Source organism: Bradyrhizobium sp. USDA 4504, assembly GCF_054063995.1.
In genome coordinates, this window is the sequence record NZ_JBSSGV010000001.1 from 6,519,418 (window position 1) to 6,539,589 (window position 20,172).

General features: G+C 65.7%; 14 protein-coding genes. 7 read left to right on the top strand and 7 right to left on the bottom strand.

Annotated features, from left to right (window positions below):
* Window positions 1–7 precede the first annotated feature (7 nt).
* From ACVMB1_RS30665 to ugpB, 6 genes are all read right to left on the bottom strand, one after another.
* Complete coding sequence (locus ACVMB1_RS30665) at window positions 8–1,834, bottom strand: dipeptide ABC transporter ATP-binding protein (RefSeq protein WP_076831059.1); 1,827 nt, start codon at window positions 1,832–1,834, stop codon at window positions 8–10.
* A gap of 300 nt (window positions 1,835–2,134) precedes the next feature.
* A complete protein-coding gene (locus ACVMB1_RS30670; RefSeq protein ID WP_057019486.1) occupies window positions 2,135–3,034 on the bottom strand; it encodes an ABC transporter permease in 900 nt (299 codons plus the stop codon).
* A 3-nt stretch (window positions 3,035–3,037) separates the two neighbouring features.
* Entirely contained in the window at window positions 3,038–4,051 is a 1,014-nt protein-coding gene (locus ACVMB1_RS30675; RefSeq protein WP_057019487.1) for an ABC transporter permease, read from the bottom strand.
* A gap of 7 nt (window positions 4,052–4,058) precedes the next feature.
* Window positions 4,059–5,681 (bottom strand): ABC transporter substrate-binding protein, encoded by a 1,623-nt coding sequence (locus ACVMB1_RS30680; protein WP_057019531.1) that lies wholly within the window; start codon window positions 5,679–5,681, stop codon window positions 4,059–4,061.
* Between the two features lie 247 nt (window positions 5,682–5,928).
* Window positions 5,929–6,897: an aminoglycoside phosphotransferase family protein gene (locus tag ACVMB1_RS30685; protein WP_244558913.1), complete on the bottom strand. Its 969-nt coding sequence runs from the start codon at window positions 6,895–6,897 to the stop codon at window positions 5,929–5,931.
* A gap of 361 nt (window positions 6,898–7,258) precedes the next feature.
* Complete coding sequence (ugpB, locus tag ACVMB1_RS30690; protein ID WP_083715136.1) at window positions 7,259–8,578, bottom strand: sn-glycerol-3-phosphate ABC transporter substrate-binding protein UgpB; 1,320 nt, start codon at window positions 8,576–8,578, stop codon at window positions 7,259–7,261.
* Between the two features lie 228 nt (window positions 8,579–8,806).
* Here ugpB and ACVMB1_RS30695 point away from each other — a divergent pair, with 228 nt between their 5' ends.
* The 6 genes from ACVMB1_RS30695 (at window position 8,807) to ACVMB1_RS30720 (ending at window position 18,551) form a co-directional block, all read left to right on the top strand.
* Complete coding sequence (locus ACVMB1_RS30695) at window positions 8,807–9,763, top strand: TRAP transporter substrate-binding protein (protein ID WP_076831094.1); 957 nt, start codon at window positions 8,807–8,809, stop codon at window positions 9,761–9,763.
* A gap of 103 nt (window positions 9,764–9,866) precedes the next feature.
* A complete protein-coding gene (locus tag ACVMB1_RS30700) occupies window positions 9,867–11,864 on the top strand; it encodes a sensor histidine kinase (RefSeq protein WP_168859052.1) in 1,998 nt (665 codons plus the stop codon).
* Window positions 11,834–13,582: an ATP-binding response regulator gene (locus ACVMB1_RS30705; RefSeq protein WP_057019490.1), complete on the top strand. Its 1,749-nt coding sequence runs from the start codon at window positions 11,834–11,836 to the stop codon at window positions 13,580–13,582. Before ACVMB1_RS30700 ends, ACVMB1_RS30705 begins: the two co-directional genes overlap by 31 nt.
* Window positions 13,579–14,316, top strand: coding sequence for a response regulator (locus ACVMB1_RS30710; RefSeq protein WP_076831064.1), 738 nt, complete (start codon window positions 13,579–13,581; stop codon window positions 14,314–14,316). The genes ACVMB1_RS30705 and ACVMB1_RS30710 overlap by 4 nt, the downstream gene beginning before the upstream one ends.
* A gap of 256 nt (window positions 14,317–14,572) precedes the next feature.
* Entirely contained in the window at window positions 14,573–17,611 is a 3,039-nt protein-coding gene (gene polA / locus ACVMB1_RS30715) for a DNA polymerase I (protein ID WP_076831067.1), read from the top strand.
* Window positions 17,612–17,915: 304 nt separating this feature from the next.
* On the top strand, window positions 17,916–18,551 hold the full coding sequence (locus ACVMB1_RS30720) for a LysE family translocator (protein WP_076831097.1): 636 nt from the start codon (window positions 17,916–17,918) through the stop codon (window positions 18,549–18,551).
* A 147-nt stretch (window positions 18,552–18,698) separates the two neighbouring features.
* On the opposite strand, the gene ACVMB1_RS30725 is transcribed toward ACVMB1_RS30720, so the two are convergent.
* Window positions 18,699–19,325, bottom strand: coding sequence for a glutathione S-transferase family protein (locus ACVMB1_RS30725; RefSeq protein ID WP_076831100.1), 627 nt, complete (start codon window positions 19,323–19,325; stop codon window positions 18,699–18,701).
* 214 nt (window positions 19,326–19,539) lie between these two features.
* Here ACVMB1_RS30725 and pyrE point away from each other — a divergent pair, with 214 nt between their 5' ends.
* Window positions 19,540–20,103, top strand: coding sequence for an orotate phosphoribosyltransferase (gene pyrE / locus ACVMB1_RS30730; RefSeq protein ID WP_076831103.1), 564 nt, complete (start codon window positions 19,540–19,542; stop codon window positions 20,101–20,103).
* Window positions 20,104–20,172 lie beyond the last annotated feature (69 nt).

Here is a 20,172-nt window from a genome sequence, read left to right on the forward strand (position 1 = left end):
TCATGCGTCAAGACACCGGCAGCGGCGGATGCGGGATCGCCGTCAGCAGCTCCCTTGTATAGGCATCCTGCGGATTGCCCAAGACGTGTTCGGATGTGCCCTGCTCCACGATGCGACCGGCGCGCATCACGATGACGCGATCGCACAGCAGGCGCACGACATTGAGGTCGTGCGACACGAACAAATAGCTCATGCCCATCGACTGCTTGAGGTCCTGCAGCAAATTGAGCACCACCGCCTGCACCGAGACATCAAGTGCCGCGGTCGGCTCGTCGAGGATGACGAGCTTCGGGTGCAGCGCGATGGCGCGTGCGATGCCGACGCGGGCCTTCTGGCCGCCGGAGAGCTGGTGCGGGAAGCGATCCAGCAGATTGACCGGCAGGCCGACCAGCCGCGCGAGCTCCTCGCAGCGGGTGCGGAGCGCGTCGCGCCCGCGGATGTCGCCGAGCTGCATGATCGGATCCGCGATGGCGCGCGCCGCGGTGAAGCGCGGGTTGAGGCTGTCGGTCGGATCCTGGAACACCATCTGGATCTGGCTGCGCCGCGGCAGCCGCGCGAACGACTGCGGCGTGATGCCGCCGATGTCCTCGCCGTCGAACATGATGCGGCCGGAGGTCTGGTCCAGCAGCCGCATCACCATCATCGACGTCGTCGACTTGCCGCAGCCGGATTCGCCGACCAGCCCGACGCTCTCGCCATGATCGATCGAGAAGCTGATACCGTCGACCGCACGGAAGGTCTCTTCCTCGACCGGCGGCTTGCGCCCGAACAACTTTGCCAGCATCCCGCCCGCGCCCTGGCGCGGGTATTCCTTGACGAGCCTTTCGACTGACAGGAGAGGCTCCATCCGCCCCCTCTCCCCGTTCTTTACGGCGAGAGGGTTGGGGTGAGGGGCCGCATCCGCAGGCACGGCCCGTGGAGGGTCCCCCTCACCCGCCACGCTCTGGCGCGCGAGTGCGCTGCCGAGCGTGTCGGCCTCTCCCCGCACGCGGGGAGAGGCAAGCGAATCCTCCTCCGGCAACAGATCCCGGAGCGACACCCCGAGCCGCGGCGTCGCGCGCATCAGCTTCCTGGTGTAGGCATGCCGGGGCGCGGCGAAGATGTCCGCCGACTTGGCGGTCTCGACCACACGGCCCTTCTCCATCACCACGACGCGGTCGCAATAGGCGGCGGCGAGGCCGAGGTCATGCGTGATCAGAATCGTCGACATCGCCCGGCGCCGGGTCAGCTCGACGATCAGGTCCATCACCGCCTTCTGGGTGGTGACGTCGAGCCCGGTGGTCGGCTCGTCGGCGATCAGAAGCTGCGGATTGCAGGCCAGCGCGAGCGCGATGACCACGCGCTGGCACATGCCGCCGGACAGCTCGAACGGATAGGCGTGGTAGCGCTCGCGTGCGCGCGCGATCTTGACCTGCTCCAGCGCCTCGATCGCCGTCTCGCCGCGATCGGTGACCTGCGCCTGCTGCACATGCTGGCGCAGCACGTCCTCGATCTGGTGACCGACCTTGCGGATCGGATTGAGCGCGGCGCGCGGGTTCTGGAAGATCATCGAGACCTCGCGGCCGCGCAGATCGCGCATCTGGCTCTCCGAGGCCGACTTGACGTCGATACCGGAGAACATCACCGAGCCCTCGGCGATCCGGCCGGCGCGGTCGAGGATGCGCATCACGGCATAGGAAGTCACCGACTTGCCGGAGCCGGACTCGCCGACGATGCCGACGGTCTCGCCCTTGCCGACGGATATGTTGACGTGCTGCACCGCCTTGACGATGCCGCGGCGGGTGGTGAACTCGACCGTGAGGTCGCTGACGTCGAGCAGCGGCTGGGCGGTCATGCGCGCCTCCCCTCATGGGGTGCGTCATCCAAAAATCCGCAAATCAACCCCATGCAAAGGAGCGGAGCGGTAGCACGGCACCGGACCGGGACAGGCATCATGTTCTCCGCCTGTCCAGTGCGCCCCCTCGCCCCGCTCTTGCGGGGAGAGGGTTGGGGTGAGGGGCATCTATCGGCACGTACAACTGGCTGAGGAGTGCGCGGAGCGCCCCCCTCACCCGGTCCGCTAACGCGGCCCGGCCTCTCCCCGCACGCGGGGAGAGGCGAAGAAAGCGCGCATGCGTTAGCCAGGTCCACATCATCACGTCCTCCGCTGCGGATCGACGATGTCGCGCAGGCCGTCGCCGAGCAGGTTGAAGCAGAACACCGCGATCATCAGCGCCAGGCCCGGGAACAGCGCGATCCACCACTCGCCCGACACCATAAAGCCCGCGCCCTCGGCGACCATGATGCCCCACTCCGCGGTCGGTGGCCGGACGCCGAGCCCGATGAAGGACAGGCCCGCGGCGTTGAGGATAGCATAGCCCATGGTCAGCGACATCTGCACGATCATGATCGGCATGATGTTGGGCAGGATGTGCCCGAGCAGAATGCGGTACTCGCCGTTGCCGGACAGCCGCGCCGCCTGCACGAAGCCGGCATTGCGGCGGACGTTTGCTTCTGCGCGTGCGACGCGGGCATAGAGCGGGAAGTTCACGATCGCGGTCGCGATGATGATGTTCTGCACGGTGTTGCCGAGCGCCGCGACGATGCCCATCGCCAGCACGAACAGCGGAAACGCCATGATGGTGTCGGCGATGCGGCCGACGATGCGGTCGGTCCAGCCGCCGAAATAGCCGGCGGCGATGCCGGCCAGCCCGCCCATCAGGAACACCAGCACGACGGAGGCGACCGCGATGAAGGTGTCGAGCCGCGTCGCGACGATGACGCGGCTGAAGATGTCGCGGCCGAGCTGATCGGTGCCGAACCAGTGCGCGGCGGACGGCGGCTTCAATGCAGCCGCGGTGTCGGAGGCGAGCGGGTCGTACGGCACCACGTAGGGCCCGAACAGCGCGGCAAACAGGATCAGGACCAGCAGCGCGAAGGCAAAGCCGGTGACCTTGTTTTCGCTCAAGACGTAGCGGGTCTGCTCCAACGCCGCGGCAAGCCCCGACGTGCGGGCGGGTCCTGCGGGTTCGACGGTTGGAGCTACGGTGCTCATGCTCTAGCCCTCCAGCCTGACGCGGGGATCGATCACGCCGTAGAGGATGTCGATCAGCAGATTGAGCAGCACGTACATGACCGCCATGGTCAGCACGAAGCCCTGCACCGGCGCGAAGTCGGATGCGATCAGCGCCTCGACCGCGTAGGAGCCGATGCCGGGCCAGGCGAACACCTTTTCCACCAGCACATTGGCGCCCAACAGGAACGAGAACACCATGCTGAGCGTGGTGATGACCGGCAGCATCGCGTTGCGGAAGGCGTAGGTGACGATCACCTTGCCGGGCGACAGGCCGCTGGCACGCGCGGTGCGGACGAAGTCGGACGCCAGCACCGCCAGCATCGAGGCCCGCGTCATCCGCGCGATCGGCGCCAGCGAGAAGATCGCGAGCGTCACCGCCGGCAGGATCAATTGGCTGAGCGCGGAACGAAACGCCTCGAAGTCCCGCGCGATCAGCGTGTCGACGAGATAGAAGCCGGTGACGGTCGGCGGTGCGCTAGCGAACACGTCGAGCCGGCCGAGCGGCGCCGGCGACCAGCCGAGCCGGAAGTAGAACAGATAGACCAGCACGAGCCCGGTGAAGAACACCGGCAGCGACACGCCGGCCGTGGTGGTGACGCGGCAGAGATGGTCGATCCAGGAGCCCGGCCGCGTCGCCGCCAGCACGCCGAGCGGGATCGCGATCACGATGGAGACGACGAGGCCGAGCAGAGTGAGCTCGGCCGACGCCGGCAGGCGGTTGCGCAGCTCGGCCGCCACCGGCTGGCCGGTGGTGAGCGATGTGCCGAGATCGCCATGGGCGAGATCGTTGGTGTAGCGGACGAACTGCTCGATCAGCGGCTTGTCGAAGCCGAGCTTCTTCCGGATCTGGTCGACCGCCTCCTTGGTGGCCGCGGGGCCAGCAAAATACGCCGCGGGATCGCCCGGCAGCGCACGCGTCAAAAGGAACGTCACGATCACGACCCCGATCAGCGACGGGATCGCGAACAGCAGCCGCTTGCCGATCATCGCAAGCATGAGCGCCTCACCCCTTCGCCATCGCGCGATAATCGAGGCGGCGGTGGAACCAGTATTGGTAGCCCGTCACGTTCTTCTGCATCGCGACGTTGACGAAGGGCTGATAGAGCGGGATGCGCGGGATGTCGGCGAAGGCGAGATCGACGAAACCCTTGACGTCGGCGTCGTAGGCCGCGGTGTCACCATTCGCGGCGGCAATGCGTGCGCCGTCGATGAGCTTGTCCATCTCGGGCGATTTGTAGCTCATCGTGTTGAAGATCGAATTGTTGCCGTGGTAGCACCAGTAGAAGAAGTACTCGGGGTAATCGAGCCAGCCCGAGAACACGTTGGTGAACAGCGGCATTTCCTTCTTGGTGAGCTCGGTGCGCCAATTGGCGCCGGGCACCTTGTTGATGGTGGTCTTGATGCCGAGCTGCGCCAGGCTCTCCTGCACCAGCACGCAGAGCGGCTCGTTGACCCCTGCGAAATTCAGGTCGAACGAGATCGTGGTCTCGAATCCGTTGGCGTAGCCGGCTTCAGTGAGCAGCGCCTTGGCCTTCTCCATGTCGGTGTAATATTTGGTCGGCTGCGGCCAGGCGACCTCGGTCGGCCTGTCCTTGGCCGCGCCGAACATCGGGTTGGCGAGACCGAACAGCACCGCATCCATGATCTTCTGATACGGCATCGCGTAGGCCATCGCCTGCCGTACCTTGGGATTGTCGAACGGCGGCTTGGTCACGTTCATGCCGATATACTGGATGCCGTTGGAGAACGGCAGCGAGACCACGTTGAGCTTGCCGCTCGCCTTCATCTCCTGGAAGTCCTTGAACGGCAGCTCATAGGAGATGTCGGCATCGCCGCGCTCGAGCAGCGCTCGGCGGTTGCCGGCCTGCGGCACCATGCGCCAGATCACGCGCTTGATCTTCGGCAGCGGACCGCAGACCCACTCGTCGTTGCGTTCCATGACGACTTCGGTGCCGGCGGTCCATTTGGTCACCTTGTAGGCGCCGGAGCCCGCGGTCTGCTGCTTGGTGAATTCGAGGCCCCACGGATCCTTCTCGCTGGCGTTCTTCTTCACGAGTTCGGAGTTGACGACGCAGGGCACGATCACAGCGAGGTCGGGGATCGTCAGCTTGTCCTTCCTGAGGAAGTCGACGCGCACCGTGGTGTCATCGACGATCACGAACTGCTCGGGCTTGGTCAGCGAGCCCGCGCTCATCTGGAAGGTCGGAAAGCCGCCGACAGAGACGGCACGGTCGAGCGACCATTTGACGTCCTTCGCCGTGACAGGCGTGCCGTCATGGAATTTGGCGTTCTTGCGCAGCTTGAAGGTGACCGACATGTCGCCGATGTTGATGTCCTCGGCGAGCTCAGGCTTGAACTTGTCGCGGTCGTAATAGGGCACGCCGCCCGGACCGCTCTTCATCTCGTGGCTGATCAGGCGGTCGTAGCAATTCCACGACACCTCGTAGCCCGGCACGTTGGTGCCGACGCCGTGGATATCGAGATTGTTGGGTCCGCCTTCGGAGACGATGAGCAGCGTCTCGGAGCGCGCGTCGGCCTTGGCCGGCGACCAGATCGCGGGCGCGGTCGGCGCCAGCGCCCCCGCAGCCAGCCCGGACACCGATTTGAGGAAATCGCGACGCTTCATGTGATGCTCCAACGCCTTGGGAAACGGCCTTGGAACTCAGATCGCAAGGATTGTGCCAACCCTTAACGAAATCTTATGTACTGCTAATGCCTTGCCGGAGCGAGGTAAAACGTCGGCCGGTATCCCGGTCGGGCAAAATCTTAGATCGCCAATTGCATACAAAGCCAGGCTATATGCTCAAAAAATGAGCATGAAGCGGCTTCTGCTTGCTTTGTGGCCGGCAATAGAGGCCGCGCGCTGAAGCGCGCTAATCCGGCCAAATCAGCTCCTGCAATTGCACGAAGTCGTCGACCCGGTCCGGCCAGCCGTCGATGCAGATGTGCCGGAGCGGATCGCTGGCAGAGTGCAGCATCAAGAGCGCCATCAGCCGCCGCTTCAGCGTGAACGTCACATCGCTGCGCGAGATGCCGAAGCCGTCGAACAGGCTGCGCACCCGGCGCGGATGCCCGGCGGCCATGAAGGCGCTGGGACCGAGCAGGTCGTACTCGCCCCATCCGGCCCGGACGTCGCCGAAGTCGAACAGGCCGGCGACGTGCCAGCCGTCGGCCCGGCGTCCGAGCAGAAAGTTCTCCGGGATGTATTCGCCGGTCAGGATCACCGGCGGCGCGTTCATTGGGATCAACTCAGCGGCGTCACGCAGGAGATCGTCGAGCGAGGTGAGGAATTTTTTGGGCAGGCCGAGCCGCTCATGGCGCGCCCGGCACTGCGCGATCTGCCCGCGCATGAAGGCCTCCCAGCGCGGCTCGATAGCGCGCAGGCTGCCGGGCGGCACGCGCTGCACCTCGGCAATCACGGCCCCGATCTCGGCGAGCACGCGCTCGCGCTCGGCTTCCGACAGCGATGGCCAGACCTCCGAGCCGACGGTGCCGGACAGGCGAGTGATGACGAGATACGGCCAGCCGTCGCGTTCGCCCTCCGCGACAAGGTCGGGAATCGGAATGCCGAGCCGTCCGCGCAACCCGGCAAGCGCGCCGCGCTCGGACACGAATTGCGGGCGCAGAAACGGCGGGAAGAGTTTGAGGATCAGGTTATCGTCCAGCCCGACAACCAGATTGGTGCCGGTCGAGAACACATGCGGCGCGACGCACGACAGCCCGTGGCCATCAGCAATATCGCGCGCGACCGGCAACCAGCGCGACGTGTCGCTGCGCCAGGCGCGGTAGCTGTCGTAGTTGGTGAGGAGTGGAAGGGAAGCGATCATCTCTCGGACCGTCATTGCGAGCCACCCGGTCGGCGCGAAGCGCCGCCGGATGAAGCAATCCATGGCACCGCTTGTACAGCGAATGGATTGCTTCGTCGCTTCGCTCCTCGCAATGACGGGAAGCTATTTCGTAGCCCGGATGAAGCGAAGCGTAATCCGGGATTCTGTGCCGCCTGAAAGACCGGCCCCGGATTTCGCTTCGCTTCATCCGGGCTACACAGCCGTCTTCTCCTTCCCCCTGAAAGGGGGAAGGTCGGGATGGGGGTCAGCTGCAAGCGACGCTGCAAGTGGTGAGAGAAGATCCCCGCCCGCTTTGCTCTGGCGAGCAAAGCGACCTCCCCTCTTCAAGGGGAGGTTAAGGCAACGCATAACCTCATCACCTATCCGGATTGGCGCGCTCGAACTGGCGCAAGAGGCGGTTGCCGCGCTCGACGGCGTTGTCCATCGCGGCCTGCGCCGATCGCTTGCCGGCAAACACCTGCTCGAGCTCCTCCTCGATCACGTCGCGGATCAGGACGAACGAGCCGAGGCGGATGCCCTTCGAATGGTCGGTCGGCGGCTTCAGCGTCACCTCCTCGATCGAGATCGAGGCGCCGGGATTGCGATCGTAGAAACCCTGCGCGCGGGTCAGATCGAATGCGGCGCGGGTGATCGGCAGGTAGCCCGTGTTCTGGTGCCAGGTGGCCTGCACCTCCGGCCGCGACAGATAGGCGAAGAACTTCGCCACGCCGGCGTATTCGGCGCGCGGCCGGTCGCGCAGCACCCACAGCGTCGCGCCGCCGATGATCGAGTTCTGCGGCGCGCCCTGCACGTCGGGTTCGTACGGCATCATGCCGTAGCCGACCTCGAATTTGGAATTGGCCTTGATGTCGGCGCGCGTGCCCGACGAGCCGATGAAGATGCCGCACTCCCCTTTCTGGAAGCGCGGCTCGGCCGCCTGTCCGCGGCCGCTATAGTCGAAGGTCTTGTCGGCCTGCCACTGCGCGAGCTGCGCGATGTGGCGCACCACCAGCGGATTGTTGAAGATCAGCTGGGCGTCCAGCCCGGAAAACCCGTTGGCCTTGGTCGCGATCGGCAGATTCTGGAAGGCGGAGAAGTTCTCGACATTGATCCAGGACGGCCACGACGTGGTCACGCCGCACATCGCGCCCGCCGCGCGCAGCCGCTTGGCCACGACGCCGAGCTCCGGCCAGGTCCTGGGCGGCACACTCGGATCGAGCCCGGCGGACCGGAACATATCCTTGTTGTAGTAGAGGATCGGCGTCGAGGCATTGAAGGGGAACGACAGCATGTTGCCGTCGACATCGGCATAGTAGCCGGCCACCGCGGGCAGATAGGCCGACGGCGCGAATGCCTCGGACTGATCGCGCATCAGCTCGAACACCGGATAGATCGCGCCGCGGGCCGCCATCATGGTTGCGGTCGCGATCTCGTTGACCTGAACGATCGCCGGCTGGCTGCGCGATCGGAAGGCGAAGATCGCCGCGGTGACGGTCTCGGTATAGTTGCCCTTGTAGGCGGGCACGATCCGGTAGTCGGATTGCGAGGCGTTGAAATCGGCGGCAAGCTTCTCGAGCTGCTTGCCGAGCTCGCCCGACATCGCGTGCCACCACATGATCTCGGTGGCCGCCCGCGCCGGCGACACAAGCAGAAGAGCCGCGACGACGAGGTACAAAAGCTTCAAGGCGAGCTTCAAAGCGAACTTCACGACGAGCCGTTCCCGGATGCCACCACGCCCTCATAAGGCGCCACAACCGCAGATTCAACCTACACCGCAGGTTGCACCGCGGATTTAACGTTTGGCCGATGGCGAACCAGCGCCATTCTGCTAAAAATGCGTTGAACCTTTTCTTCCCGCCCTGGACACAATTCACAAGGGGAATAGTAGCCTGTGTACCGCCGCGCCGGCCTTTCGCGGATAACGATGCTTGCCGTCGCGCTGTCATGGGCAGCGGTCCCGGCGAGCGTTTTTGCGCGCGAATTCCGGACCGCCGATACCCAGAATGAGGACTATCCGACCGTCCAGGCGCTGAATTACATGGACCGTCTGATCGCCGAACGCACCGCCGGCCGGCACCGCATCGTGGTCTTCCATTCCCGCCAGCTGGGTGAGGAGAAGGAGACGCTGGAGCAGACGCGGGCCGGCGCCATCGATTTGAACCGGACCAATGTCGCGCTGATCGGGACAATGGTGCCGTCGGTCAACGTGCTGGCAATGCCGTTCCTGTTTCGATCGCCCGAACACCTGCAAACCGTGCTGGATGGACCGATCGGCAGCGAGATCCTGAACAGTCTCGGGGATCACGGCTTCGTCGGGCTGGCCTTCTACGATTCCGGCGCCCGCTCGATCTATAACAGCGTGCGCCCGGTGCGTTCGCTCGACGACCTCAAGGGACTGCGGGTGCGCGTGCAGCAATCCGAACGGATGTCGGACATGGTGCGCGCGCTCGGCGCCCAGCCGGTCCAGATGCCCTACGGCCAGGTGCTGACCGGATTCGCCACCGGGCTGATCGACGGCGCCGAGAACAACTGGGCGTCCTTCGTCACCACCGGCCACTACAAATATGCCGGCTACTACACGCTGACCCGGCACACTTTCAGTCCGGACGTGCTGCTGATGTCGCAAAAGGCCTGGGCCAGCCTCTCGGCGGAGGAGCAGGCGATCTTCCGCGAGGCCGCGCAACGCTCCAGCGCCTACATGCGCGAGAGATGGCGCGACCTCGAGGAGCGCTCGCGCCAGCAGGCGGAGCTGGCCGGCGTCAAGATCGTGACCGACATCGACCGCAAGCCGTTCGAAGCCGCGATGGCCGGCATCTACGCCAGGGCCGAGCGCGATCCTGCGATATCAGCGCTGATCGAACGCATCCGCAACATGGAGTAACCGGATCTTGGACGCACCAGAGCAGGACGGGACGAAGCGACGGCGGGCGGCCTTCGGGCCGCAGGGCCGTTTCCGCATCGTCCAGTTGCTGCGTGCGGTCCCGATCCGCTGGCGCATCCTTTCGATCGCCCTGCTCAACTCCGCGGTCGTGATCGTGCTGGCGGTGCTGATCTGGAACGGCTCGAAGGTGCTCGGCTCGGCCTGGGAGGATGTCCGCCAGGTGCGGGAATCCGACAAGATCCTGGCCAAGCTCGAAAGCGAGACCAGCCGTCTGCAGAACCTGATCCATCGCTACATCAATCAGCCGAGCCCGGACCTGTTCGCTGAAATCCTGCTGCTCCGCGAGGCCGTGCTCGGCACGCTGACCAACCGGGCCTCGACCGACCCGATGCTGTCAGGCTCGGTCGAGCAGCTGGAGCGCGTCACCAGCCGTTTCCTCGACGGCTTCGGCGAACTGCGCACCGTGCAGACCAGGATCGCCAAGACCTATGACGAGCAGGTGCTGTCGCCGACCAAGGACATGGCCGGGCTCTATTCGATCATCGAGGGCGCGACCGGCCATCGCGATGCACTGATCTGGCCCGCGCTCGGCAAGTCGCGCGAGGCGTTCACCTCGCTGCTGGTCGCCGCCAACGCCTACTACCTCTCGCTTGCCTCCTCGTCGGCCGAGGAAGCCCGCCGCAACATCGATACGATCGAGCGGACGATTCCGGTCATGACCGATCTGGCCGAGAACGATCTGCAGCGCATGGCGCTGGCGCGGCTCAAGGTCAAGACCGCCGAGCTGCGCGACGGGCTCGGCAAGCTCAGCGAGCAGCTCACCAACCGCACCGATCTGCTGCGCAACTCGATCGACGCCAGCCAGGCGGATGCGATCGGCGCGATCGACGATCTCTCGGTGAAGATGCGCCAGCGCGAGCAGAAGGCGCAGGAGACGTTCGACAAGACGCTGACCTCGATCTCGCGCCGGGTGCTGTCGATTGCCGTGATCTTCCTCGGCGTCATCATGTCGGCCGGCGTCATGATCGCGCTGTCGATCCGGCTGCCGCTGGCGCAGATCATGGCCGCGATGCGCACCATCACCTCGGGGGACCTCGACCGGCCGGTGCAGGGCACGTCGGCCAAGGACGAGGTCGGCGCCATGGCGCGCGCGGTCGAAGTGTTCCGTGAAAACGCGATCGCCAAGCGCAAGACCGAGGACGAGCTGCGCACCGCCAAGGAGGAGGCCGAAAGCGCGCTGCTCGAGCTCAACACCGCGCAGCAGAACCTGATCGATGCCGAACGTCTCGCCGCGCTCGGCGGCCTCGTTGCCGGCGTCGCCCACGAGGTCAACAACCCGATCGGCATCAGCCTGACGGTGGCCTCGAGCTTTGCCCGCCGCAGCGAGATGTTCGAGAACGATTTGAAGACCGAGCCGCTGCGCCGCTCCAGGCTCGACGAGTTCGTCCGCGCCTCGCGTGACGCATCGCAGCAACTGGTCTCGAACCTGACGCGCGCCGGCGAGCTGATCCAGTCGTTCAAGCAGGTCGCCGTCGACCGATCGCATGCCGAGCGCCGCCAGTTTGCCTTGAGCGAATCCACCGACCAGATCGTGGCGAGCCTGCGGCCGGTGCTGAAGAAGGCCGCGATCGCGCTGTCGGTCGATGTGCCCGAGGGGCTCTTGATCGACGGCTATCCCGGCGCCTATGGGCAGATCTTAACCAATCTTTTCCTCAACGCCGTCAATCATGCCTTTGCCGATGGCCGCTCCGGCACCATCACCATCTCGGCGCGCGGGCGCGGCGCCGACGATGTGGAGATCATCTTCGCAGACGACGGGGCGGGCATGACGCCGGACGTGCAGCGGCAGGCGTTCGACCCGTTCTTTACGACGCGCCGCAACGAAGGTGGTACGGGCCTTGGCCTCCACATCGTCTATAACCTCGTCACCCAGCAGCTCGGTGGACGCATGATGCTGGAGTCAAGGGTAGGACAAGGCACCACTTTTCGCATTATCATGCCCAGGATCGCCAAGGGGGCTGCCAAGGGCGAGCCCACGATCGCTGACGCAGCAGCCGACGGAACCAGTCAATGGCCGAACAGGACGATGTCCTCCAACTGATCGACGATACCGAGAGCCCCCCGGAGGACTCGTCGGCCCGCAAATGGAAGATCGCCGTCATCGACGACGATCACGCCGTCCATGAAGGCACCCGTTTCGCGCTGAGCGATTACAACCTGAACGGTTCGACGCTGGAGATCCTCTCGGCCTACTCTGCGGCCGAAGGCCGCACGCTGATGCGGGACAACCCCGACATCGCGGCCGTGCTGCTCGACGTCATCATGGAGACCGACGTCGCCGGCCTCGAGCTCGTCGAGTTCATCCGCAACGAGATCAAGAACGAGACCGTGCGCATCATCCTGCGCACCGGCCAGCCCGGCCAGGCGCCGGAGCGGCGCGTCATCGTGCAATACGACATCAACGACTACAAGGCGAAGACCGAGCTCACCGCCGACAAGCTGTTCACGTCGCTGACCGCCGCGCTGCGCAGCTACCAGCAGCTCGAGCGCATGGTGCAGACGCGGCGCGGGCTCGAGATCATCATCGACGCGGCCTCGACGCTGTACGATTTCAAATCGATGCAGCGGCTGGCCGAGGGCGTGCTGACCCAGCTCGCCTCGCTGCTCAACGTCGACTGCGCCGGCATTCTGGTGCTGCGCGACGACGGCAATTCGGCGGCGGCCGATTTCTCGGTGCTGGCCTGCTCGGGCTGCTACAGCCGCTTCATCGGCACCACCTCGTCGAAGGCGCTCGATCCGGACCTGCGGCACATGGTGGAGGAAGCATTCCAGCGCCGCAAGAACGAGTTCGCCGACCACCGCAGCGTGCTCTATTCGCGCACCGGCAGCGGCCGCGAGGTCGTGGTGCTGCTGCAGGCCGAGCGCCAGCTCTCCGACACCGACCGTGCGCTGGTCGAGATATTCTCGAGCCGGCTGTCGATCGCGTTCGACAATGTGATCCTCTACCAGCAGCTGCACGAGGCCAACACCCAGCTCGAGGACCGCGTCGCGCAGCGCACCCGCGCGCTGATGCAGGCCAACCGGCGGCTCTCGGCGCAATGGCTGCGGCTGCAGCGCGCCAACGGCTTCAAGAACGAAATCCTCGGCACCGTCGCTCACGATCTGAAGAACCCACTCGGCGTGATCCTCGGACGCACCGAGATGCTGACCGAACTGATCGGCGCCGGCTCGCCGAAGGAAAACGTCACGTCGCAGGTCGAGCACATCAGGGACGCGACCAAGCGGCTGACCTCGATGGTCGACCATCTGATCTCGGACGCGATGGCCGATGCGTTCGACATCACCATCCGCCGCGAGCCGGTCGACGTCGCGGCCCTCGTCAACGAGGTCACCGAGGCCAATCTGCCCTCGGCGGTCAACAAGCAGCAGAGCATCTCGGTCTCGGGGCCGCAGCAATTCGTCACGATGTGCGACGCCGACCGGATCCGCGAGGCGATCGACAACCTCGTCAGCAACGCCATCAAGTACTCGCCGATCGGCGGCAAGATCACGGTCACAGTCAGCCATGAGGGCGACGACACCGTGATCCGGATCGCCGACCAGGGACCCGGCCTCAGCCCCGAGGATCTCGGCCGGCTGTTCGGCCGGTTCCAGCGGCTGTCGGCCAAGCCGACCGCGGGCGAAAGCTCGACCGGGCTCGGCCTTTCCATCGTCAAGCGCATCATCGACATGCATGGCGGCCATGTGACCGCGCAGAGCCCGGGCCCCGGACAGGGGTCGACCTTTACGGTTACACTGCCGGCAACAGAGACATCATGAGCCAGAACCCGCATATCTTCATCGTGGACGATGAGGCGCCGGCCCGCGAAATGGTCGGCGATTACCTCAAGATGCACGGCTTCGGCGTGACGCTGTGCGACGGCGGCAAGAGCCTGCGCAAGGAGATCGAGGGCTGCACGCCCGATCTCGTGGTGCTGGACCTCAACATGCCCGAGGAGGACGGGCTGTCGATCATTCGCGACCTCAAGAGCAAGATCAACGTCCCCGTCATCATGCTGACAGCTACTGCCAGCCCGATCGACCGGGTGGTCGGGCTGGAGCTCGGCGCCGACGACTACGTGGCCAAGCCCTGCGAATTGCGCGAGCTGATGGCACGCATCCGCTCGGTGCTGCGGCGGAGCGGGCCGGCGAAAGCGGCGGCGCCGGAACCGGCGAACGCGAAGGCCGAAAAGGAGCAGCTGGTTCGGTTCGGCACCAAATGGCTCGATCTCGAGGCCCAGGCGCTACGCGACGACGAGGGCAACGAGCATCCGCTGACGGCCTCCGAATTCGGCCTGCTGAAGGTGTTCGCGGCCAACCCGAAGCGGGTGCTGTCGCGCGAGCGGCTGCTGGAACTCGCCAATGCGCGCGACGCGGAGGCCTTCGACCGCGCCGTCGACCTGCGCATCATGCGCATCCGCCGCAAGATCGAATTCGACCCGACCAAGCCGTCCGTGATCCGCACCATCCGCGGCGGCGGCTACCTGTTCTCGCCGACCGGCGACAAGGCGTAGTCATTCCGGTGCCGTCCCCGTCATCCCCGCGCAAAGGCTTCGCCTTTGTCGCTGGAGGAGCCGCGCAGCGGAGTCTCGAAGGATGCACGGCCCCGGCTGGTGGCCGTCGATCCTTCGAGGCTCGCTGCGCTCGCACCTCAGGATGACGGGACTACGCCCTGCATCATCCTCGAATTTATCGATTTGGCTGTGCGACACACCCAGAATCCACACAGCAAAGGCTGTCAATCCGCGCAAAAATCCCTAAGTTTCGGCCATGCCGAAAACAGCCTCCAAAGCCCCCGCCAAGCCCGCATCGAAGACCGCCCCCAAGCCCGTTGCCGCCAAGGCCACGGCGAAGGGCGACCATGTCTTCCTGATCGACGGCTCGTCCTACATCTTCCGCGCCTACCACGCGCTGCCGCCGCTGAACCGCAAATCCGACGGGCTGCAGGTCAACGCCGTGCTCGGCTTCTGCAACATGCTGTGGAAGCTGCTCCGCGACATGCCCGAGGACAACCGGCCGACGCATCTGGCGATCGTGTTCGACAAGTCGGAGATCACGTTCCGCAACAAGCTCTATCCCGACTACAAGGCGCACCGGCCGCCGGCGCCCGACGATCTGATCCCGCAATTCGCGCTGATCCGCGAGGCGGTGCGCGCCTTCGAACTGCCCTGCCTCGAGCAGGTCGGCTTCGAGGCCGACGATCTGATCGCGACCTATGCGCGGCTCGCCAGCGAGCGCGGCGCGACCACGACGATCGTGTCATCGGACAAGGATCTGATGCAGCTCGTCAACGACAAGGTCGTGATGTACGACACGATGAAGGATCGCCGCATCGGCCGCGACGAGGTGATCGAGAAGTTCGGCGTGCCGCCGGAGAAGGTGGTCGAAGTGCAGGCGCTGGCCGGCGATTCCACCGACAACGTGCCCGGCGTGCCCGGCATCGGCATCAAGACCGCCGCGCAGCTGATCATCGAATATGGCGATCTCGATCAGCTGCTGTTCCGCGCCGGCGAAATCAAGCAGCCGAAGCGGCGCGAGGCGCTGCTCGAGAACGCCGAGAAGGCGCGCATCTCGCGCCAGCTGGTGCTGCTTGACGACAAGGTCGACCTCGAAGTGCCGCTCGACGACCTCGCCGTGAACGAGCCCGACTCGCGCCGGCTGATCGCCTTCCTCAAGGCGATGGAGTTCACCACCCTCACCCGCCGCGTCGCCGACTACGCGCAGATCGACCCGGCCAATGTCGATGCCGATCCCGGCAACAAGAGCGGCGCGAGCGTGTTCTCGCCGTTGCCGCCGTCGGATGTGACGCCGGCGCCCGGAGACGCTCCGGCATCGGCCGCGGCGCCGCTGCCGAAAGCCAAGCCGACCGGCGCGCGCGACGACAAGAATTCGAGCCGCAAGGGCACGCCGGCGACGCTGGCCGAGGCCCGTGGCGAGGCGATCCGGAAAATTGGCTTCGACCGCAAGGCGTATCAGGCGATCGGCAGTCTCGATCAGCTCAACGCCTTCATCGCCCGCGTGCCCGACACCGGTTATGTCGCGATCGAGGCGATGTCGGAATCGATCGACCCGATGCAGGGCGAGCTCGCCGGCCTTGCGCTGGCGCTGGCGCCAAACGTTGCGTGTTACGTCCCGCTCGGCCACCGGCAGGCCGGCGGTGGCGCGGGCCTGTTCGATGCCGGCCTCGCACCGGGCCAGATCAAGACCGCCGAGGCGCTGGCGGCGCTGAGGCCGCTGCTGGAGTCCGTTGGAATCCAGAAGGTCGGCTTTGACGTCAAGTTCACCTCGGTGATGCTGGCGCAGCACGGAATCACCCTGCGCAACATCGACGATGCGCAGCTCATGAGCTACGCGCTCGATGCCGGCCGCGGCTCGCATGCGCTGGAGGCGCTCGCCGAGCGCTGGTTCGGCCACGCCGTCGTCAATTACGGCGGCCTCGTCGGCAGCGGCAAGGGCAAGCTGACCTTCGATCAGGTCACGATCGACAAGGCCAGCGAATATGCGGCCGAAAGTGCCGACGTGATCCTGCGGCTGTGGCGGGTGCTGAAGCCGCGTCTCGTCGCCGAGCGGATGACGACGGTGTATGAGACGCTGGAGCGGCCGCTGGTCTCGGTGCTGGCGCGGATGGAACGGCGCGGCATCTCGATCGATCGCCAGGTGCTGTCGCGGCTGTCGGGCGATTTCGCCCAGACCGCTGCGCGCGTCGAGGCCGAGATCCAGGAGATCGCCGGCGAGCCGGTCAATGTCGGCAGCCCGAAGCAGATCGGCGACATCATCTTCGGCAAGATGGGATTGCCCGGCGGCAGCAAGACCAAGACCGGCGCGTGGTCGACCACCGCGCAGGTGCTCGACGAGCTCGCCGAGCAAGGCCACGAATTCCCGAAGAAGATCCTGGAGTGGCGCCAGGTCTCGAAGCTGAAATCGACCTACACCGACGCGCTGCCGACCTATGTCAATCCGCAGACCCATCGCGTCCACACCACCTACGCGCTGGCCGCGACCACCACGGGCCGGCTGTCGTCGAACGAGCCGAACCTGCAGAACATCCCTGTTCGTACCGAGGACGGCCGCAAGATCCGCCGCGCGTTCATCGCGACGCCGGGCCACAAGCTGGTGTCGGCCGACTATTCCCAGATCGAGTTGCGGCTGCTCGCCGAGATCGCCGACGTGCCGGTGCTGCGCCAGGCCTTCCGCGACGGGCTCGACATTCACGCCATGACCGCATCCGAAATGTTCGGCGTGCCGATCAAGGACATGCCGAGCGAGGTGCGCCGCCGCGCCAAGGCGATCAACTTCGGCATCATCTACGGCATCTCGGCGTTCGGCCTCGCCAACCAGCTCGGCATCGCCCGCGAGGAGGCCTCGGCCTACATCAAGAAATACTTCGAGCGCTTCCCGGGCATCCGCGCCTATATGGACGAGACCAAGGACTTCTGCCGCCGCAACGGCTATGTGACGACGTTGTTCGGGCGCAAGTGCTACTACCCCGACATCAAGGCGTCCAACGCCTCGGTGCGCGCCTTCAACGAACGCGCCGCCATCAATGCGCGGCTGCAGGGCACCGCGGCTGACATCATCCGCCGCGCCATGATCCGCGTCGAGGACGCGCTCACCGAGAAAAAACTCTCGGCGCAGATGCTTTTGCAGGTGCATGACGAACTGATCTTCGAGGTGCCCGACGACGAGGTCGCGGCGACGCTGCCGGTGGTGCAGAAGGTGATGCAGGACGCGCCGTTCCCGGCGGTGATCCTGTCGCTGCCGCTGCAGGTCGACGCCCGCGCCGCGAACAATTGGGACGAGGCGCATTAGCCGCTCCTTCGCCTCTCCCCGCTTGCGGGGAGAGGTCGGATCGCTCTTGCGATCCGGATGAGGGGGTACAGGTCTCACCTCGGTCCTTGCACGTTGAGAGAACCCCTCACCCCCAACCCTCTCAGAGCGAGCTTCGCTCGTCTCGACCCCGCATCCGCCTTCGCCCGAAGGCGGGCTTCGGCGGACAAGAGAGCGGGGCGAGGGAGCGCACCACCGCCCCGCCACATTGCTCCGAGAGCAATTCCGCGATGGCCGCGCGGCGGACGGCACGCTAGAAGCGTGCGCATCCCTCGCGAGACCCGTCATGCCCCACACATCCGCTTTGCTCGGCTTTGCGCTCATCTGCCTTGGCATGGTGCTGACGCCGGGGCCGAACATGATCTACCTGATCTCGCGCTCGATCACGCAGGGGCCCGCGGCCGGCATCGTCTCGCTCGGCGGCGTGGCGCTCGGCTTCGTGTTCTACATGCTGTGCGCGGCGTTCGGCATCACCGCATTGCTGTTTGCGATTCCCTACGCCTATGACGCGCTGCGCTTTGCCGGCGCGGGCTATTTGCTGTGGCTGGCATGGCAGGCCGTGAGGCCCGGCGGCCGCTCGCCGTTCCAGGTCAAGGCGCTGAAGGTCGACGGCCCGCGCAAGCTGTTCGCGATGGGCTTCGTCACCAATCTGCTCAACCCGAAGATCGCGATGCTTTATCTGGCGCTGCTGCCGCAGTTCATCGATCCCACCGGCGGCAGCGTGCTGACGCAGTCGCTCGCGCTCGGCTCGATCCAGATCGTGATCAGCGTCAGCGTCAACGCGATGATCGCGCTCGCCGCCGGTTCGATCGCGGTGTTTCTCGGCACTCGCCCGACCTGGCTCCTGGTGCAGCGCTGGCTGATGGGCACGGTGCTCGCAGGGCTGGCGATGAAGATGGCGCTCGAAGCGCGGCGGGCCTAGCTTTCTTCACCTCGCCCCGCTCTTGCGGGAGAGGTCGGCGCGTAGCGCCGGGTGAGGGGCGCATCCGCAAATTCAATTCCCACCGTTATCGGGGAGATAGCCCCTCACCCCACCCCTCTCCCCGCAAGGGCGGGGCGAGGGAGAAGATCAATCCAGCTTTGCCTCCATTCCCCGCTTCGTCGCCGGGCGGGCCATCAGCGTCTCGTACCAGCGCTTGACGTTGGGGAAGTCTGATAGCTCGACCTTGTGGCGCGGATGGCGCCAGGCCCAGCCGAGGATGGCGAAATCGGCGACCGAGAGATCGCCGGCGACGAATTCGCGCTCCTGAAGCCGGCGGTCGAGCACGCCGTAGAGCCGCCGCGTCTCGGCCATGTAGCGCTTCAGGCCATAGGCGCGGTCCTGCTCGTTCTCCAGCGCGATGAAATGGTGCACCTGGCCCGGCATCGGGCCGAAGCCGCCCATCTGCCACATCAGCCACTCATAGACCGGGATCCGCTCCGCCAGCGGCTTCGGCAGGAACTTGCCGGTCTTCTCGCCGAGATAGAGCAGGATCGCGCCGGACTCGAAAATGCTGACCGGCTTGTCGCCCGGCCCATCCGGATCGACGATCGCGGGGATCTTGTTGTTCGGACTGATCGCGAGGAAAGCGGGCGCCATCTGCTCGCCCTTGCTGATGTTCACCGGGATCACCTTGTAGGGCAACCCCATTTCCTCCAGCGCCACCGAGATCTTGCGGCCGTTGGGGGTGTTCCAGGTGTGCAGCTCGATGGTCATTTCCGCTTCCCGTGCAAGTGTTTGGGCAAGTGTTCGGCCGAGTGTTTGGCGCCTGCTTACGGGGAACGGAACGGCCGCACAACCGCGCTTTCCGGAAAGCACGCCCGCGGAAATCGCGGCTTGGGCACTGTTGACGGCCCGATTTCCACGCTGGAATGTGCCGGTAAGCGTGGATAGATTGCCGCCCGCCTCAAACCCTCAAGGGAAAAAGTCTTTGTCCAAATCAGCCTCCCGCGCCCGCCTCGCCGAGATCATCCGCAAGCGCTCGTTCGGCCGCGGCGAGATCACGCTGGCGTCGGGCCGCAAGAGCGACTTCTATTTCAACCTGAAGCCGACGATGCTCGATCCCGAGGGCGCGGCGCTGCTCGCCGAGCTCACCTATGAAGCGCTGAAGGACGACAAGCTCGATTTCGTCGGCGGGCTCGAGATGGGCGCGGTGCCGCTCGCCGGCGCCATCGCGCAACTGTCCTGGCTGAAGGGCCACCCGATCGCGGCGTTCTTCGTGCGCAAGAAGCCGAAGGAGCACGGCGCGAAGCTGTCCGTCGAAGGGCTGGCCAAGGGCGAAAGCCTTGCGGGCAAGCGGATCGTGATCGTCGAGGACGTCACCACGACAGGCGGCTCGGCGCTGAAGGCGGTGGAAGCCGTGCGCGAGGCCGGCGGCGAGATCGCCCTGGTCTTCACCATGGTCGACCGCGAGGAAGGCGCCACCGAGACGTTCGCCGAAGCCGGGCTCCAATTCCGCGCGCTGTACAAGGCCGGCGAGTTCAAGAAGGACTGACGGCTCTCTTCTCCCTCGCCCCGTTCTCTTGTCCGCCGAAGCCCGCCTTCGGGCGAAGGCGGATGCGGG